This window comes from Hungatella sp. SB206 (assembly GCF_051132295.1).
GTDB classification, from domain to species: Bacteria; Bacillota; Clostridia; order Lachnospirales; family Lachnospiraceae; genus Hungatella; species Hungatella effluvii.
Map to the genome: position 1 here is coordinate 4,662,431 of NZ_CP096603.1, position 14,008 is coordinate 4,676,438.

General features: G+C 51.6%; 14 protein-coding genes. 2 read left to right on the top strand and 12 right to left on the bottom strand.

Features of this window, described 5'->3' with window-relative positions; genetic code table 11:
- The first annotated feature begins 38 nt into the window (after positions 1-38).
- Entirely contained in the window at positions 39-947 is a 909-nt protein-coding gene (locus tag M1L66_RS20660; protein WP_434687923.1) for a hypothetical protein, read from the top strand.
- A 203-nt stretch (positions 948-1,150) separates the two neighbouring features.
- Entirely contained in the window at positions 1,151-1,411 is a 261-nt protein-coding gene (locus tag M1L66_RS20665; protein WP_187019087.1) for an acyl carrier protein, read from the top strand.
- A gap of 73 nt (positions 1,412-1,484) precedes the next feature.
- On the opposite strand, the gene M1L66_RS20670 is transcribed toward M1L66_RS20665, so the two are convergent.
- From M1L66_RS20670 to M1L66_RS20725, 12 genes are all read right to left on the bottom strand, one after another.
- On the bottom strand, positions 1,485-2,054 hold the full coding sequence (locus tag M1L66_RS20670) for a TetR/AcrR family transcriptional regulator (RefSeq protein ID WP_187019085.1): 570 nt from the start codon (positions 2,052-2,054) through the stop codon (positions 1,485-1,487).
- A complete protein-coding gene (locus M1L66_RS20675) occupies positions 2,051-2,647 on the bottom strand; it encodes a 4'-phosphopantetheinyl transferase family protein (protein ID WP_434687926.1) in 597 nt (198 codons plus the stop codon). The genes M1L66_RS20670 and M1L66_RS20675 overlap by 4 nt, the downstream gene beginning before the upstream one ends.
- A 225-nt stretch (positions 2,648-2,872) precedes the next feature.
- Positions 2,873-4,168, bottom strand: a complete 1,296-nt coding sequence (gene eno / locus M1L66_RS20680; protein WP_434687928.1) for a phosphopyruvate hydratase — start codon at positions 4,166-4,168, stop codon at positions 2,873-2,875.
- A gap of 30 nt (positions 4,169-4,198) precedes the next feature.
- Positions 4,199-5,842 carry an FAD-dependent oxidoreductase gene (locus tag M1L66_RS20685; RefSeq protein WP_434687930.1) on the bottom strand — a complete coding sequence of 548 codons (1,644 nt, stop codon included), beginning with the start codon at positions 5,840-5,842 and terminating at the stop codon, positions 4,199-4,201.
- 1 nt (position 5,843) lies between these two features.
- The gene (gene ahpC, locus M1L66_RS20690) at positions 5,844-6,407 is read right to left on the bottom strand and encodes an alkyl hydroperoxide reductase subunit C (RefSeq protein ID WP_320929967.1); all 564 of its coding nucleotides are present in this window, start codon (positions 6,405-6,407) and stop codon (positions 5,844-5,846) included.
- A 214-nt stretch (positions 6,408-6,621) separates the two neighbouring features.
- Complete coding sequence (locus M1L66_RS20695) at positions 6,622-6,840, bottom strand: hypothetical protein (RefSeq protein WP_432764172.1); 219 nt, start codon at positions 6,838-6,840, stop codon at positions 6,622-6,624.
- Between the two features lie 150 nt (positions 6,841-6,990).
- Complete coding sequence (locus M1L66_RS20700; RefSeq protein WP_434687932.1) at positions 6,991-7,860, bottom strand: DMT family transporter; 870 nt, start codon at positions 7,858-7,860, stop codon at positions 6,991-6,993.
- Positions 7,861-7,872: 12 nt separating this feature from the next.
- Positions 7,873-8,124: an RDAC family protein gene (locus M1L66_RS20705; RefSeq protein ID WP_434687934.1), complete on the bottom strand. Its 252-nt coding sequence runs from the start codon at positions 8,122-8,124 to the stop codon at positions 7,873-7,875.
- An 88-nt stretch (positions 8,125-8,212) separates the two neighbouring features.
- Positions 8,213-9,307 (bottom strand): tryptophan--tRNA ligase, encoded by a 1,095-nt coding sequence (gene trpS / locus M1L66_RS20710; protein ID WP_187019075.1) that lies wholly within the window; start codon positions 9,305-9,307, stop codon positions 8,213-8,215.
- Between the two features lie 111 nt (positions 9,308-9,418).
- A complete protein-coding gene (locus tag M1L66_RS20715) occupies positions 9,419-10,162 on the bottom strand; it encodes a response regulator transcription factor (RefSeq protein ID WP_187019073.1) in 744 nt (247 codons plus the stop codon).
- Positions 10,137-11,933 (bottom strand): sensor histidine kinase, encoded by a 1,797-nt coding sequence (locus M1L66_RS20720; protein ID WP_434687936.1) that lies wholly within the window; start codon positions 11,931-11,933, stop codon positions 10,137-10,139. Before M1L66_RS20720 ends, M1L66_RS20715 begins: the two co-directional genes overlap by 26 nt.
- Positions 11,934-11,952: 19 nt before the next feature.
- Entirely contained in the window at positions 11,953-14,004 is a 2,052-nt protein-coding gene (locus M1L66_RS20725) for a DUF4838 domain-containing protein (RefSeq protein ID WP_434687938.1), read from the bottom strand.
- Positions 14,005-14,008 lie beyond the last annotated feature (4 nt).

Genomic DNA, 14,008 nt, shown 5'->3' on the forward strand with positions numbered 1-14,008 from the left:
ACTGATCAAACCTGTCATTACAAAGGAGAATCTGCCCCATGATAAATATCCGTTTACTGACTGCCGCTGCGGCCGCCGCGGCCCTGCTGTGCCTGACGGGCTGCCAGCCTAAAGAAGACCCGCTCTATCTCGGCAATAATGCCATTGTTCTGGAAACCGATGAAGGCCGGAACGGACTTTACGTGAAGGATGCGGATAATGGCGGCGCAAGCGGCGATTCCCTGTTCGGGGAACGCTGCTTTATCGACTGCTCCCACGCCCAGTTATACTATTACGGCGTCGACACAGAAGAACTGACGGAGATAAAACTGGGAGATCTGCTGGCCGGAGATGAGGTGACGATCGATCTAAGGGAGTCGGAAGTGAAGAAGGCCGGAAACGGCAGTGCTTCCGCCGAAAAGATACAGCTGATGACTCAGCGCATGTCTGCGGAGAATCAGTCCGAGGAGAGGTCCGGAGAGTCCGACAGCGGCAGCTCCGGCGGCGGCAGCTCTGGCAGCGGCAGTTCCAGCAGCGATGACTCCGACAGCATAGACTCCGACAGCCCCCGCCAAGCAGACGCAAATACCGAAGTCCCCGGCAGCCAGGCCGCGTCCCTGGAAGAATCGGACTATAAAGGCTTTGCCAAACAGATTCAGCATATTTTCTCAGAGCGCGATATCGAAGCGCTGACCCGGCTCTGCGCCTATCCCGTTTACGTGACGACAGAAGCCAACACGGAGGGGCTGGATGTCATGGATGCCGCCGGTCTGAAGGCCCAGAAGGACGACATTTTTACAGACGCCATGCTTCAGGCGGTCGCCGGTGCCGATCCCGATCGTCTGACACCGTCACAGGCAGGCATCTTCGTAGGCAGCGAATCCGGATCACCCGGTCTCTTCTTTTCCTTAGCGGAAGACGGACATCTGAGAATTATGGGCATCAACGCAGAGGTACTCAGTCAATAGGAATGAAACACAGGGGAACCGGACTCTTTATTCTACGTCAGGATCATTTTCTGGGGAGACAATATGCAACACTTTCCAAAAACTGTTGTTTAAGCAACAGTTTTTCCAATCTGTTGCTTGATATTTGAAGGAAATCTGCTTAAACTTGGACTCAAATTCAAACCATCGGACAGTTTCCGGCGGCGGATCAGGGAGGAATGAATATGTATAAGCAGTTAAAGGAACTCGTCACCCAGTATGTGGATGTCAGCCCGGAATCCATCACCAGAGATTCCCGCTTCGTTGAAGACTTAGAATTTGACTCTCTGGATTTTATAGCGATGATCGGAGACATCGAAGAGCACTTTCAGATTGAGATGGACATCAGTGATTTACTTGAGATTACAACGGTAGGAGATGCACTGCACTATATCGAACATTACGCCGTGTCACAAAAGACAAACGCTTCTGCAGCGTATGAGTGAATGCAGATACTTGAAAGAAGAGGTTTCGGGAGTATCATTCCCGAAACCTCTTCTTTCCTGACTTCTACTATTCTCACAGAATACCCTTCATCCCATTTAGAAATACGCTGCTGATAAATCCGGCCACCACCTCGGGAGGGCTTTCAAAATCCTCTTTCATCCACTTATGCAGGACGCCCACCACACCTCCGATGGAATAGGCAACCGCATACTCACGGCTCAGCTTGTCACCGTCATTCTCCTTCCCGGATAATCCCGCCATGTATTCCGAGATCATTTTCAGGAGCTTTTTGATGAACCGGCTCTCCTGACCATTGGTCAGCACGCAGTATACGGTCCGGTTTTCATAGATATACTGACAGAAACACTCAAAATAACGGCGGCTGACATCCTCTTCCCGGTTCGGATGGAAGCCCCGCATCATTTCCAGCACGTGCTCCATGACCCCATCCTCGATCTGTTCCAGCAGATCATAGACATCCTGGTAATGGTGGTAGAACGTACAGCGGTTGATCCCCGCCCGTTCCGTCAAATCCCTGATCGTAATCCGATCGACGGATTTGACCTTCAAAAGCTCTAAAAATGCCTCCTGCAGGAGCCTGTCCGTTCTGCTGTAACGCAAGTCCTTTTTCTCACCGTTCAAGGCCGTTCCTCCTGTTCTGCCAGACGAATTTCCCCAGCCCCCGATACACAGGCCGATAACACATACCCCCCTGCCAGAATCCACTGACGGAACTTCCATCCGGTCTTTTCACATGTAATTCCCCCGTCATCACCAAGTTGAAAGGAAATGTCCTGCAGAGGCACAGTAATACCGCATCCCACAGCCTTCACGTAGCTTTCCTTCAGAGTCCAGAACCGGAAGAACAGCTCCTCCCGCCCGGCTTCTCCCACTGCCTCCATCTGTCGGAGCTCCGCCTCAGAAAGCACTCTCTTTAAAAGCGGCTCCCGGTACGGCCGCACATATTCCACGTCGATTCCCACGGAGCAATCCCCGACGGCAAGCACGGCCAGTCCCATACAGTGGCTGATATTGAACTGAATCTGCGGATACTCCCTTAAGTATGGCTTTCCGTGCGCTCCCTCCATCAGATCCGGTTTCCGGCTATCACCACAATCAATCCCATACTGTTCCCTTAAGGCTCTCCGCAGGAGCAAAAGTCCCTGCTCATGCTCAGTCTCCCTCTTATTGCCCCCTGTCCCCGGTTCAAAAAAAGCGCGATAAATCCAGACCATAGTGCCTCCAACTTCTGTATTTCAACCAATTTTCCTTTCATTTTACCATAGTCTGCGGCAAATGTCACATTGAAATGCAGATGCAGCCTTCACTCAGCCGCATTCATCAGGACGATCCATAAAAAGAACGGCAGGCAGAAGCCGCCTCTTCCATTCCGTCTTATCGGAATCAGGAGATGTCTTCTGTCAGCCGTTCTCTTTATTTTCTAATTTACTGACCGCATTTTACCGTTTGATGCAGAATGCATTTCTTCCAGGGTAAACAGCCGTCTCGCCCAGCTCTTCCTCAATTCTGAGAAGCTGGTTATACTTTGCCACACGCTCACTTCTGCTGGGCGCGCCTGTCTTAATCTGGCACGTATTAAGAGCCACCGCAAGGTCTGCAATGGTCGTGTCCTCCGTCTCACCCGAACGATGGGAAGCGATCGCCGTATATCCAGCCTTATGAGCCATCTTGATGGCCTCTAACGTCTCCGACACGGAGCCGATCTGATTTAACTTGATCAGAATGGAATTGCCGCATCCGGAATCGATTCCCTTCTTCAGTCTCTCTGTATTGGTTACGAAAAGGTCGTCGCCGACCAGCTGTACTTTGCTGCCCAGAGAGGCCGTCAGCTTCTTCCAGCCTTCCCAGTCCTCCTCGTCGAGAGCGTCCTCGATGGACCAGATCGGGTACTTCTCACAGAGCTGTTTCCAGTGTCCGATCAGTTCCTCCGAAGTAAAATGCTTCTTGCATTTCGGAAGCAGGTATTCGCCCTTTTTTCCGCTCTTCCACTCACTAGAAGCCGCATCCATAGCCAGAACGAAATCGTGTCCCGGTTCATACCCGGCGCGTTTTACCGCCTCTAAGATCAGCTCGATGGCTTCCTCGTCACTTCCTAAGTCCGGAGCGAAACCACCCTCGTCACCGACAGAGGTAGCCAGGCCTTTCTCTTTTAAAATAGACGCCAGACAGTGGAATACCTCGGTACACCAGCGGAGTCCCTCACGGAATGTGGGAGCGCCGACCGGCATAATCATGAATTCCTGTACATCAACGGTATTCGCCGCATGAGCGCCGCCGTTTAAGATATTCATCATCGGCACAGGAAGCCTGTTTCCTGAGATTCCGCCCAGAAAACGGTATAACGGGATTCCCATGGATATGGACCCGGCCCGCGCGCAGGCGATGGAGACCGCCAGAATGCTGTTGGCGCCCAGCTTTGATTTGTCCTTCGTTCCGTCCGCCTGGATCATGGCGTGATCGACCGCGTAAATATCCGACGCATCCATGCCTGTCAGGACACCGGATATGACCGTATTAATATTTTCCACAGCCTTCCTCACGCCTTTTCCGCCAAAACGTTTCTTATCTTTATCTCTCAGCTCCAGAGCCTCAAATTCACCGGTAGACGCACCGCTCGGCGCCGCGCCTCTTCCGATGGTTCCGTCAGCGAGCCATACCTCTGCCTCCACGGTAGGATTTCCCCTTGAGTCAATGATTTCCCGTCCGATAACCTTTTCTATTTCCAGATAGTCCATATTCATTCTCCTTTCATCTGCCCGTTCCTTTTAGGATTCCTCCAGAACCGTCAGCAGATCATCCACTGTTTTTCTGCCGAATACCACCTTCCTGTCATTGATGATCGTACACGGCACACTCATAATCTGATACTTTTCTTTCATCTCCGGATAATGGGCCAGATCGTAGGCCCACGCCTCCACACCACCATGTTCCGCGGCGATTCTGCCCGCCGCCATAACCGTAGCCGGACACATGGTACAGGACAGGGAAACCGCAATCTTTATATTCACCGGTCCCTTCAGCTTCCCGATCCGGGTTCTCTCTTCGTCCGTAATCGGCTGCCCCGGCCCGGCCGCGTTATAGATTGCGAGAACAAAGGAATTGAACTCATGGCCGCCCGGAACCGCATAGAAGCGAATCCCGGTCTCATCTCCGTTCTCCTTTATGATGCGGAGCACCGGATACTCTTCATCCTCTTTGCCCTTATCCGATTCACGGCGGGATCTGCATTCCACCATATCCGAAATATCGCCGAGTTCTTCAAGAAACTGCTCCATTTCATCCGCCATGGGACTGCCGTCGAGGACACCCTCAACGACTATTCTATTCTGAAGCCCGGAAAATAAGTCCGCAAGCTGGGATTTCATCTCCCTGGTAATCAATACACCATCGTTTAAGCCAGAAACCGAGGCATGTTCCACATTCTTTGTCCGCTTTTCTTCTATATCCGCTTTCCATCCGGCCAGCTCCGTTTTTTCGTATATCTCCGAAACGTACCGTTCCAGGGAAGTCGCGGCCACGGCTCCATCCGAGACAGCGGTCACCACCTGACGCAAATTCTTTACGCAGACATCCCCGGCCGCGTAGACGCCATCCACACTCGTCTTCTGGTCCCGGTCGGTGATGATATAGCCCTGTCCATCCAGCTCCACCAGACCCTTCAGCCATTTCGTATCCGGGACGTATCCGGCAAATACAAAAATCCCGAAGGAGGTTCCTTCCGGTGCTTCGTAACTCCACTCCTTCCCGGATGCGTTGTCCTTAAAACGAACGCGACGAAGCAGTCCGTCTCCGGCCGCCTCTAAAATCTCCGTTTCGTAGTGTACCTCGATCTTCTCATGATTTTTCGCCTTGTCCGCTACGGCCTTCGCACAGGTGAAATCTTCCTCACGGACGATGATCGTAACCTTTCTTGCGTACTTCGTCAGGAATACGGCCTCTTCCGCCGCCGCAAATCCTCCGCCGATGACGAAGACATCCATTCCCGTAAAAAATTCGCCGTCACAGGTAGCACAGTAGGCAACGCCGCGCCCCTGATATTCCCGTTCGCCCGCAAAACCCAGCTTTCTGGGATTGGCTCCCACCGCCAGAACGATGCCGGGAGCCTGGTACTCTCCCTTGTCAGTCTTCACCGTCTTGATCTCCCCGGCCAGATCGATCCCCTTAACCTCCGCCATGGCAAATTCTGCGCCAAAGGCTTCCGCCTGTCTTCTCATCTGTTCCGTCAGCTCGGTGCCGTTCGTCTTCTCCACGCCGGGATAATTGACGATCTCCGATGTAATGGTAATCTGTCCTCCCATTTTCTCCTTTTCCAGGACGAGGACCCGGTATTTTGCCCTCGCCGCGTAGAGGGCGGCCGATAATCCGGCCGGCCCCGCTCCCACGACGATGACGTCATACTGCCCAGTCATATTACAGAAGCCCAACCAGGTTCAGGCTTGGCTTTAACGTCTCAGCACCCGGTTTCCATTTAGCCGGGCAAACCTCGTCGCCATGCTCCGCCACAAACTGGGAAGCCTGCACTCTGCGGAAGAGCTCATCGGCATTTCTGCCCACATTTCCGGCGATCACTTCATAGGCCACGATTTTGCCTTCCGGATTGATAATAAAGGAACCGCGCTCCGCCAGGCCATTCTCTTCGATCATCACATCGAAGTCACGGGCCAGTGTGCCGGTCGGATCCGCCAGCATCGGATACTGAATCTTCTTAATGGTCTTCGAAACGTCATGCCATGCCTTATGCACGAAATGAGTATCGCAGGAGACGCTGTAAATCTCGCATCCGATCTTCTTGAAGTCCTCATACTTGTCCGCCAGATCCTCAAGCTCCGTCGGGCACACAAAGGTAAAATCCGCAGGATAGAAGAAAAATACAGCCCATTTTCCCAGCACATCCTCCTTCGTTACCTCTTTAAATTCATTATTTACAAAACTCTGTACTTTAAACTCTCCGATTTCTTTTCCAATTAATGACATAATTTTTATGTCTCCTTTCTGCCAATTTATCCATAAGTAATATGGTTCATTTATAGGGAAATTATAAGTTAGTTGCATCTAACTTACAAAAACATTATAGCATCCAGGAATTGGAAAAGTCAATAATCAGTATTGATTATTATTATCGTTTTATTATGCTGAAATTTGGATATATTTTCTATTGTAAAATCAATGATGAGCTTCCTATACCGCCTTACTCCACTACCTCTCCATGAACGCACACTCTTCCGCCATCCGGACACTTCGCATCGAATTGCCTTGCCTGAACAGCTCCATAATCCAATTCCGTCCCATTCTGCAGCGCGAACACATAGGGATAAAGGATATTCATTTCACCATAATCAGGAAGGCTGGCATCACCCTTTACGGAGAAACGGCGGATACGCTCTTTGGAGTTGTCCCTAAAGCAGATTACCTGGACAGCCTGAAGAGTGACGTTGAAAACGCGGTGGAAGAGATTGGGGAAAATCCGGTTTACCTCATCCTGAATCTTTGCCGTGTACGCTCCCCTCATTCGCAGTGCCGAATAAAGCTATGGCAATGCGGAAGCTTGATATCTGCGTCAGGTGTGCGCCTGCGTCCGTCTGTTGTTATAAAGAAACATCACCACCGCCATCACGCAGATCATCACATACCCCAACACGCTGAACCGGTCCGGTACCTGGCCGAATATAACAAAGCCCAGTACGGCGGAAAAGATAATCTGGGAATAATCGTAGACCGAGATCTCCCTGGCCGGGGCATGACAGTACGCCGCGGTAATCGCAAACTGGCCGCCCGCCGCCGCAAGGCCTGCCAGCAGCAGAAATCCCAGCTGTGCCCACGTCATCCCATGGAACCGCACCAGAAGGTAGGGAAGCGTCACCAGACAGGAGAATCCGGAGAAGAAACAGACGATAAACGGCCCCTTCTCCCCACGGATCCCCAGCGACCGCACAAAGGTATAGGCGGCTCCCGCACTCATGCCTCCCAGCAGCCCGATCAGAGCCGGTACAAGCTCCATGTTGAGAGGAGACGGCTTGATGATAAAGAGGCTTCCGGCAAATGCGCCCGCCACGATGACTGCCTGAGCCGGCTTTACCTTTTCCTTTAAAATCAGAAAGCTGAACAGAATCGCAAAAAACGGCGACATCTTGTTAAGCATGGAGGCGTCTGCCAGCACCAGATGATCCACCGCATAAAAATTACAGAGAATTCCGATGGTACCGAACGTGGAACGCAGAATCAGCTGCCACAGATTCTCCTTCTTACCGGAAAAGCCCACGTGATCCCGTTTCATCAGAATGAGTGCAAAGAAAAATGCCACCAGATTCCGGAAAAAACTTTTCTGAATGGACGGCAGATCTCCCGACAGCCTGACAAACAGATTCATCAGCGCGAAGCAGAACGCCGAGCATACGATAAACACAATTCCCTTATAACGCGATTTCATGGCCTGCTGCTCCTATTCATTGAAAAGCCAGAAACTCAGCTTATCGTCGCTGTACTCCAGCTTGTAACGCAGTTTTCCAAAGAATTCCTCCAAAGCCGCGTACAGCTCCTCGTACTGTCCGTCACATCCACACTCACTCAAAGGCTCAATCCAACAGGACTGTTTTCCGCACGCATCCCGCAGATGAATCCTGAAATTTAAGCACTTCTCCTTCAAAAACGCATCACAGTCCACTACCTCACGAAGCGATATCACATTTTTCATTGTTTTACTTCCTTTCTTTCCTAAAATAATTCAACCGCCTTATAAAAACGCTGCCGCATTTTATAAAACGGTTGAACTTCTTCCCACATTATGACTCCTGATTCTTATACTTCTCCGCCTGTGCGGCAATCAGTTCCATATCATCAAAATAGTTGATCTTCATGGCCCTTTTCACGCCGGCCAGCGTATCCGCCGCCACGCGCTCCGCCTTCTCGCTGCCTTCCTTTAATATCTGATAGACAAAAGGAATGTTGGCCTCGTACTCTTTTCTTCTGGCACGGATCGGGGTCAGCTCCTCCTGAAGAACGCTGTTTAAGAACTTCTTCACCTTCACGTCGCCCAGTCCGCCGCGTTTGTAGTGATCCTTCAGCTCATCCAGGTTCTTGTAATCCGGAAGATACTTCTCAAACGCATCTGCCTTACAGAAAGCATCCAGATACGTAAAGACCGTATTGCCCTCGATCTGTCCCGGATCGGAAACCTGAATGTGGTTCGGATCGGTATACATGCTCATGACCTTCTTCTTCACATCGGCCTCGGTATCGGATAAATAGATGCAGTTGCCCAGAGACTTGCTCATCTTCGCCTTTCCGTCGGTTCCCGGAAGTCTTAAGCAGGCCTGGTTGTCAGGAAGCAGAATCTCCGGCTCCACCAGAGCGTCCCCATAGACAGAGTTAAACTTTCTGACGATCTCTCTCGTCTGTTCGATCATCGGCTCCTGGTCCTCGCCTACCGGCACGGTAGTCGCTTTAAATGCCGTGATATCCGCCGCCTGGCTGATGGGATACGTAAAAAAGCCTACCGGGATGCTGGCTTCAAAATTCCTCATGGCGATCTCCGACTTCACAGTCGGGTTTCTCTGAAGCCTGGCAACGGTAACCAGATTCATATAATAAAAGGACAGCTCCGTCAGTTCCGGAATCTGTGACTGTATAAACAGAGTCGATTTTGCAGGGTCAAGGCCGCAGGACAGATAATCCAGAGCCACCTCAATAATATTCTGACGCACCTTCTCCGGGTTGTCCGCATTATCAGTCAAAGCCTGCGCGTCGGCGATCATGATAAATATCTCATCAAACTCACCGGAATTCTGCAGCTCCACCCTGCGTTTTAAGGAGCCCACATAATGGCCTATATGAAGTTTACCCGTTGGCCGGTCCCCCGTCAAAATAATCTTTTTCATGTTGTAATACCTCCAATGTATTAAGCTTTCCCCATTATAGCACAACATGTCTGTCTGTTGCAAGTTTAAATGCCCCTGCGGTTATCTTCGCAGAGGCACGGAAAACGCAGCCTATAAATGAATCCTTTTCCGGTATTCCGCCGGCGACTCGCCATAATACTTCTTATAGCTTTTGCTGAAATAATCGTAATCGCTGTATCCTAAGTTCTCGCAGATCTCAGCAGCCTGGCTTCCCGCCGCCAAAAGCTCCTTCGCCCGCTTCATTCTGCAGTCCAGCAGATAATCCTTAAAGTTATGGCCGGTCTTATCCTTGAAGAGAATGCTGATATAGGACGGGGACACGCCCCAGCTCTCCGACAGCGCCTTTAAGGACACGCCGCCCGGGTTATCTCTTATCTGGCTTAAGATATCTCCCAGCAGCGCATCCGACTGTTTCTCATGAAAACACGATATCTCCTGCTGCCTGTCAAACTGCTCTTCCTTTCTGATCTGTATCATCACGCGGTTAATCAGCTCCAGCAGCTCATCCTGGGCGACCGGCTTCGTCACATACCCGCTGGCCCCAAGGGAAATGGCCTTTTTCGCATAGGCAAAATCCTCATATCCACTGATAAAAATGATTTTGGAGGCGGAGGAATGCTCCCGGATCTTATCGCTCAGCTCCAGCCCATCCATGCCAGGCATACGGATATCCGTCAGAACGATATCGGGAAACCGCCTTGAATCCGTTATCATACTCCAGGCATCCTCCCCGTCGCAGGCCGTGTCGATTTCCGTAATGCCCGGTACCTCGGATAAGAGATACAGAATACCGTCACGGATAAATTTTTCATCCTCTACAATCATCAGATACATCGTCCAAACCTTCCAATCCGATCAGGGGAATGACGACACTGGAAATCACGCCGCCTCCCTTTCTCTCTTTCACTGTCACATAGTACTTCTTTCCGTATAGCATGGCGAGCCGTTCATTAATATTCTGCAGCCCATATCCGCCGTGATGATAGCGGGCGCCTTCTCTCTGCTTCACGCACAGCCCCACGCCATCGTCTTTCACCGTGATCACGATGTCATTTTCCCGGCGGACAAAGGAAATGATGATCGTTCCCGGCCCCCGTTTCGGCTCGATCCCGTGAAGGATGGCGTTTTCCACCAGCGGCTGTACGATCAGCTTCGGGCAGACGCACGGCTTCAATTCCTCGTCCACATGAATCTCAAAATCAATTTCCGCCTTCTTATACTGTTCAATGGTGACATAGCTCTGTATATGGCGAACCTCGTCCCCCACTGTGTAAAGCTCCTTCCCATGGTTTAAGCTCAGCTTAAAAAAGTCGGAAAGTGACTTCACAATCTTACAGATATCCTGATTGGATGAGCGGTATGACATCCAGTTAATCATATCGAGGGTATTGTACAGGAAATGGGGATTGATCTGCGCCTCGAGGGCTCTTAGGCCCGCCTCCTTCTCCTTGATGCGGGCCTCATATACCTCGTGAGTCAGACGCTCGATGTTATTGCTCATGGAATTAAATTCATTTCCCAGCATCCCGATCTCATCCGCCGCGTCATCCGTCACCCTGACGCTTAAGTTTCCCTGGCTGAAGATCTTCATGCTCTCGGCGATGTTCTGTACCGGTTCCGCCACGGTCCTGGTGATCAAAAGCGACAGATAGATAATGATGCCCATGCTCACCAGACAGATAACGGCAGCCAGAATCCCGATTCCGGCAAATGACCGGACCAGTTCATGGTAATCCTTAAAAATGGCAATCTCCCATCCGGTACCGGCCATATTCTGAAAAAGCACCTGATACCGGCCCGATTCCAGCTTCCAGTCCGCCTTCCACATATCCTCGGAATCCCGGTAGCCCGATACCCGGAATCCGGCCTCATTTAAATCTCCATCCGCAATATCGGCAATACTCCCATTTCCCGCTCCGGAACAGATCAGACCGCCCTCCTCATCGTAAACGGCGATAACCGCATCGGTCTGCACCGTCTTCATCTCTTCCTTCAGCTCATCCGTCCCCACATAGAGAAGCACCCATCCCGTGGTCCTTCCATTGAAATAATTAATAATCTGCCTGGAGAAAACGATAATCTCTTCCCCCTCCTGCTCCGTTCCGTGCCACAGATGCAGCCGGTCCGGACTCTCCTTCGCCCTGGCTCTCGCCTCGCCGGAGAGCGCCGTATAGCGGTCGTCGAAAATCCCTGTAACGTACTCCCCGTTCCGGTCCAGGATTTCCGCGCGCACACCGCCCTTAATCTGGCTTAATTCAGCCAGCAGCCTGCCCTGCAGATCTCTTGTCAGAGCAGTCCGGTCGAGAAGGCTGATATCCATATTCAGCTTGCGCACACTTTTGACCACATCAGCGTCAGAGGCAAACGCATTGATTCTCTCCTCCTTGGCTCCGGTCACGATTCCGATCCGGTACTGGATCGTCCCCAGCGCCTGTATGGACTGTTCCTCGTAATTGTCCATAATCGTATGGTAAAGCCTGACGCCCATGATGACCCCCAGCACCGCCATCGGCAGAAGTGAAACGATCACAAAACCGATAAACAGCCTTCTCTTCAAGCCAATTCTTCTGAGAAGCGCGGGGATTCGCTTTCTCCTATCCCCCAAGCACGATCCCTCCCTTTTCTTACGTATCAGAGGCCAGGAACTTTTTGTCTCTGTCCTTCACAAACCAGTAGACGTCAAAGCCTTCCTGCCATTCTTCCTCCGTCCTGCACAGATACTCTTTCAGCTTCCGGTATTCCTCCGAAACCCGATCCTCTGCTCCCAGTCTCCTGTATTTTAGCATACTTATGTACATTTCGGCAGCTCTGCCGGAATATAACAGATATTTCCAGGCCAGCCGGTCCTGTATCTTCTCATCCCCAAAATTCTTCTCAAAAAGAGGCCGGTAAGTTCTGATTAAATCGGCCGCCGCTTTCAGCTTTTCCACAGCCTCCGCGCACACTCCCGGATTATCGTTCTCCGGCTGCTCCATATACGACAGTGCAGAGAGCTCCTTACAGTAGGAAAACACCGCCTCGGCCTGATCACCGTAAATCATGCGGAAATACTTCCGCGCCAGCATTTCAAAGGTACAGCTCCTGTTCCATAGCGTTTCAGCCATCACATACATTCCAAAGCCCGTAGGCGCAAATACCCTGGTCTGCTGACAGCTCACATACCCTTCAAAGCCCGCCTCTTCCAGGTTCACCAGGTCCTCCCATAGGATTTCCGCCGATCCGTAATCTCCCCAGTCCCGGAACTGATTCCACATATAGTGATAATCATATAGAAAGCTGTCCCCCGGAAAAAACTGTTTCCATGCACTGCAGTAATGCATATTTTCCCCCGCATTTACCGGAAATCTGCACTGATTCCGTTTATAAGGCGGAATCAGCGGCGTCTCTTCCACCGGAAGCGGTGCCCGGTAGGATCGGGTAATCGGCGCAAACATGAACACAAATCGCTCCGGATTTAGAAGCTTCGCGCTGACAGGCGGCCACAACAGATCAAAGTACGCCAGAAATACCACCTTAACCGGACTGCCTTCCTTTGAAAGTGCCTCATCCACCTGATTTAAAATCTCAATATACCAGTCAGAAGGCCGTTTCGCTGCGCACGCCCCGCATTCACAGCTGTTGTTTCCGTCATCGGCAAGCCACACATGGACCATGTCCAGCTGAGGATTCCCGTGAATGTAATGAAGGATCTCCCGAACCAGCAATTCTCTCACCAGCGGGTTGGAGCAGCATAGGCTGGTGTTCAGGGGAACGCCATGAAACAGTCCCCTCTTCCCGTCTATCATCGCCAGATACTCCCTGCGCTCCTCCGGCACCTTCTCCTCCGCCATAGGATCCCATCCCGTACCGGGCAGCCCCGCCGCTCCCGTCGTAAAGCCGTGGCCTCCCGCCTGCCAGATCAGCCCCAGCTTCTTTATATGGGGCACGAGAATTTCTTTCACAAATGCGTCCACCTCTTCTTCCGAGGGAACCGGTTCCTTCTCGTAATACGGATTATTTGTATGGAGGTACCACGTCTTGAAAAACTCATAGGGAATCTTAAATTGTGTGAAATACGTGTTAAAGCCCGCCTTCGGAAGCCAGGTCACAAAGCGCATAATATTTTCAAATGACACAGCGCCCTCAATACAGATTCCGCGGTACCGGCTGGAAGCCTCCTCCCTGATATTTACCGTGTGGGGCCCCACCGATGCCGGAATCCGTTCCCCCTCCCGGTCCGGCCTCAGAAATGCAAAGCCCAGCTCTTTTAAATACCGGTAGGCCCCCAGCAGCACGCTGCGGTTATTGGACCCCTTTATGGATCCCCCGAGATCCGTTACTGTGATGGCGTAGGCGTCTACATTCCGCCGAACGGAATGAGGGGGAGTCTCCGCTGCATTCCGCCGAACGGAATGAGAGGGACTCTCCGCTGCATTCCGCCGAACGGAGTGAGAGGAACTTTCCGCTGTATCCCGCTGGCTGGAATGAGGAGAACGCTCCAGACACTGCCCTTCCTTTCCCCAAAACTCCTCCGGTGTCACTGCCAGCTCCAGTATCTTCATATACGGGCTGTGCGTCTCCTGCACCGAGGTCCAGGCGGACACGCCGGCCAGGCTTAAATAACGTTTTAGTTCCTCCGCCGCGTAGAGGATCGTTTCCCGTTCATTGCGGCACAAAATCAGTACACTTTCTCTCATCTGC

Excerpts from the sequence above, each read along its gene's own strand:
- M1L66_RS20715 (WP_187019073.1), bottom strand. The coding sequence starts at position 10,162 with ATGTATCTGATGATTGTAGAGGATGAAAAATTTATCCGTGACGGTATT.
- M1L66_RS20685 (WP_434687930.1), bottom strand. The coding sequence starts at position 5,842 with ATGACTGGGCAGTATGACGTCATCGTCGTGGGAGCGGGGCCGGCCGGA.
- eno (WP_434687928.1), bottom strand. The coding sequence starts at position 4,168 with ATGGACTATCTGGAAATAGAAAAGGTTATCGGACGGGAAATCATTGAC.
- M1L66_RS20665 (WP_187019087.1), top strand. The coding sequence starts at position 1,151 with ATGTATAAGCAGTTAAAGGAACTCGTCACCCAGTATGTGGATGTCAGC.
- ahpC (WP_320929967.1), bottom strand. The coding sequence starts at position 6,407 with ATGTCATTAATTGGAAAAGAAATCGGAGAGTTTAAAGTACAGAGTTTT.
- M1L66_RS20705 (WP_434687934.1), bottom strand. The coding sequence starts at position 8,124 with ATGAAAAATGTGATATCGCTTCGTGAGGTAGTGGACTGTGATGCGTTT.
- trpS (WP_187019075.1), bottom strand. The coding sequence starts at position 9,307 with ATGAAAAAGATTATTTTGACGGGGGACCGGCCAACGGGTAAACTTCAT.
- M1L66_RS20700 (WP_434687932.1), bottom strand. The coding sequence starts at position 7,860 with ATGAAATCGCGTTATAAGGGAATTGTGTTTATCGTATGCTCGGCGTTC.
- M1L66_RS20725 (WP_434687938.1), bottom strand. The coding sequence starts at position 14,004 with ATGAGAGAAAGTGTACTGATTTTGTGCCGCAATGAACGGGAAACGATC.
- M1L66_RS20675 (WP_434687926.1), bottom strand. The coding sequence starts at position 2,647 with ATGGTCTGGATTTATCGCGCTTTTTTTGAACCGGGGACAGGGGGCAAT.
- M1L66_RS20660 (WP_434687923.1), top strand. The coding sequence starts at position 39 with ATGATAAATATCCGTTTACTGACTGCCGCTGCGGCCGCCGCGGCCCTG.